Source organism: Polyangium sorediatum (assembly GCF_029946465.1).
Classification (GTDB): Bacteria; Myxococcota_A; Polyangia; order Polyangiales; family Polyangiaceae; genus Polyangium; species Polyangium fumosum.
This window is the reverse complement of the sequence record NZ_JARZHI010000159.1, coordinates 1-2,965: the sequence shown is the minus strand read 5'-3', so window position 1 is coordinate 2,965 and position 2,965 is coordinate 1. Positions and strand designations below refer to the sequence as shown.

At 62.7% G+C, this 2,965-nt stretch carries 5 protein-coding genes and 1 pseudogene; 3 read left to right on the top strand and 3 right to left on the bottom strand.

Translation table 11 applies throughout. The features are described from left to right. The 3 genes and pseudogenes from QHF89_RS49725 to QHF89_RS49715 all read right to left on the bottom strand — a co-directional run. Positions 1-245 (bottom strand): annotated as a pseudogene (locus QHF89_RS49725) (hypothetical protein); the annotation flags it as partial. A gap of 69 nt (positions 246-314) precedes the next feature. Further along, a complete protein-coding gene (locus QHF89_RS49720; RefSeq protein WP_284722022.1) occupies positions 315-470 on the bottom strand; it encodes a hypothetical protein in 156 nt (51 codons plus the stop codon). Then, positions 471-803, bottom strand: a complete 333-nt coding sequence (locus QHF89_RS49715) for a hypothetical protein (protein WP_136973410.1) — start codon at positions 801-803, stop codon at positions 471-473. An 88-nt stretch (positions 804-891) separates the two neighbouring features. Between QHF89_RS49715 and QHF89_RS49710 the strand changes: the two genes are divergently transcribed. The 3 genes from QHF89_RS49710 to tnpA form a co-directional block, all read left to right on the top strand. After that, entirely contained in the window at positions 892-1,911 is a 1,020-nt protein-coding gene (locus QHF89_RS49710; RefSeq protein ID WP_136973411.1) for a TetR/AcrR family transcriptional regulator, read from the top strand. A 14-nt stretch (positions 1,912-1,925) separates the two neighbouring features. Continuing rightward, positions 1,926-2,279, top strand: coding sequence for a DUF6506 family protein (locus tag QHF89_RS49705; RefSeq protein WP_284722021.1), 354 nt, complete (start codon positions 1,926-1,928; stop codon positions 2,277-2,279). Positions 2,280-2,530: 251 nt separating this feature from the next. After that, positions 2,531-2,965: IS66 family insertion sequence element accessory protein TnpA (tnpA, locus tag QHF89_RS49700; RefSeq protein WP_284722020.1), on the top strand; the 435-nt coding region annotated here is incomplete at its 3' end.

Sequence of the window (2,965 nt, the reverse complement as noted above, 5' to 3'; positions counted from 1 at the left end):
GTACACGGCGCGCCGTCGCCGGACGCCGTGGCGAAGATCATGCGCCGGATCGAGGTCGAGCCGCCCGCGCACGCTCCGGCAAAGAGGGGCGCGCGGCGCCTTCCATGGGCGCCCTTGGGAGCGCTCGTGGCCGCGGCGGCCGTGGCCGCGTTCTGGATCGGGACCCGCGCGATGAGCCACGACGCCGGCCTCTTCGCGGCGCGCGGCGGAGTGGCCTCCGCGTCCTTGCAGCGCGACGTGGGCATCTTCATCCACCGCGCTGGCGAGCGCCTCGAGCCGCTCGCCGCGGCTGAGGTGGTGACGAAGGACACGGCCTACGCGGTCTCGTATGTCAACCTCGGCCCCGCGGGATCGGCGTTCCTGTTGGTGTTCGCCGTGGACGCCGCCGGCGAGGTGCACTGGATCCAGCCCGCTTCGAGCTCGCCTGCTGCACCCGCGCACCCCGCGATCTTCCCGCCGAAATCGCTCACTCACCTCGCCGAGTACCCGATTTCTGCCCCGAAATCGTCTTCAGCCCGAGCGAGCTTCAAGAGACTGACGCGAAGATGATGTTCGATGCGCTGGTGAAGTGGAACCCTGCGCTCGTCGGGCTCCGCGCATGACCGCGGGCGCGCCATCTGTTCCGCTTGCCGGAGCGCGACGGCGGCGGTGTCGGCGAGGGCCTGCAGGAGTTCCAGCCGGTCCGGGGCGATCGTGCGTTCGATGCGCCAATAGGTGCCGATCGCGCCGATCGGGTCGCGGCGGCGGATGGGCGTCATCGCCAGGCTCTTCACGAAGGTCGGGCGGTAGGCGTCGTGCGGCACGCGCGGAATCGACGTAGATGTCCTCGATCACGACGGGCTGCCGGTGGCGCATGGCCCAGCCGCTGACGCAGGATTGCAGCGGGAAACGTTGGCCCTTCCACAGGGGGCCGATCACGTCCTCGTCCACGTAGTAGCAGCGGTCGTCGTCCTTGAGCACGAAGGTCGCGCCGTCGGCCTCGGCGATGTCGCGCGTGGCCGTGCGGACGAGGCGGGTGACGTCGTCCAGCGAGCGCGCGGAGGTGAGGTCCTGCACGACCTGCACGAGACGGCGTTCGGCGTGGCGGGATTCCATGGGCCTTTCATTGTGACCCAAGGTGGGCAGGCTCTCAAGAATCAAGAACTCAACAGAGCGGCACCGCCGGGGCGTTTAGGTTCGGGGAAGCACCGGGCCCGGATGGCGGAATTGCTGCTTCTGCCGTTGACACTATACAGACTAGTTAGTATAGTATCAGCATCTGATCTGCGAAGACGGGTCGGGTTGAGGCAATTGGAGGTTGGCTTGGCGGCTCGTACTTATCCTTCTCAGAAAGGGAAGATTCTTGAGGCGGCTGAAAAGCTCGTGCTCGCTCGAGGAATCGGTAACTTCAAAACGGATGTCCTCATCGAGGCGTCAGGGCTCAGTAAAGGCGGGTTCTTTTACCACTTCAAGTCCATTGACGATTTGTTGTTTGAGCTAGGCAAGAAAACCACGGATGGGTTTTACGGCGAAATTGAAAAAGTGGCTTCGAAAGACGCGAATCCGGTAGGACGGCATATCCGAGCGTACATCAAAGTGGCGCTTCTGGGATCGCCGTCCCAGCGCAAGAGAGCGCTCGCTATGAGCCGTATCTTCTTTGAAGTGCTACTGGCGAACCCCAAGGTGATGAGTCGCCTCAAGAGGGAAAACAGCAAGGCCCACAGGGTTCTCGAAGATGTTTTTATGAACGATCAATTGCCGCCGCTGCAGATTTACTTGATCCAATCGGCTGCGGACGGCGTTTGGGTCAATGAAAGCCTGGGGATCACTGAGATCTCGAAGAAATCCAAAGAAGCCCTCTGCAACCTGCTCATTGCCATGACCGAAAGACCTCTGAATGAACTGCTCGGTACGAAGAGCACGAGTCGTTGAGAACGGAGACCTATATGAAAAAGGAGAACGACATGTCGGACATCAAATGGGCCTTCATCTTTCACTCCGAAGGATCGGACTCTCGCGAGAATCGCTTTGTCGTGAATGGAGATGGGGTTTCAGCTCATCTAGTGGCGGTGCCTGATAATGCCACCGCAATCAGCGTCGCCAAGGAACTGGTTGATCAGGGCATTCAGTTCATAGAGCTTTGTGGTTCGTTCATAAAAACTCCCGAGATCGTAGATCAGCTCTTAGATGCGACAAGCAATAAGATCGCCGTGGGCATCGTTGGCTTCCGTGGGAGCTCAGGCGACAAAGTCGCTGATCTGTTTAAGAAGCAGGCAGCCAGTCGCGCCATGGGTGGGTAAGAACTGGCAAGGCGCTTAGGGCAAATAACCAGCCAATTTCACCCTCGAGCAGGAACCGTCGCCCCGCCGCCCCCCGCCGCGGCCGTATCCCCGACTACGGCATGACGCCACCACGCGTGGGCCTCGCGCGGAAAGTCGAGCTCGTCATCGAATTCTCTGGCACTGCGGGTACACCGTAAGCGCCCGGCCAACTACATCTTGGAGCCCCCGCGCCAGCCGTTCACTCTGCCATCGACGCATCTGGAGGACGGATGGCACGGAGGACGGCGAAGCAGTGGGCTCGGCTGGTCGCGCGCTGGAAGCGCAGCGGCCTGAGTGCGGGGGAGTTTGGCGCGAAGGTAGGGGTCGACGCGCACAGCCTGCATTGGTGGCGCTGGTCGCTGCGTAAACGCGAAGCAATCGAGGACGCGCCGACCGCGCCCACCGAGTCGGTTCCGGCGTTCCTGCCCGTTCACCTCGTCGAAGCCGTGTTGCCCCGTGAGCAGGCCGCGCCTCTGGCCCGTGGCGGCGTGGAGATCGTCGTCGACGAGCGACACGCGGTGCGCGTCAGCCCGGGATTCGTAAGCGCCCGGCCAACTACATCTTGGAGCCCCCGCGCCAGCCGTTCACCCTGCCCTCAACGCGTCTGGAGGACGGATGGCACGGAGGACGGCGAAGCAGTGGGCTCGGCTGGTCGCGCGCTGGAA

What these genes read in the sequence shown, in the direction of transcription:
- QHF89_RS49705 (WP_284722021.1), top strand. Translation starts at nt 1,926, where the DNA reads ATGAAAAAGGAGAACGACATGTCGGACATCAAATGGGCCTTCATCTTT.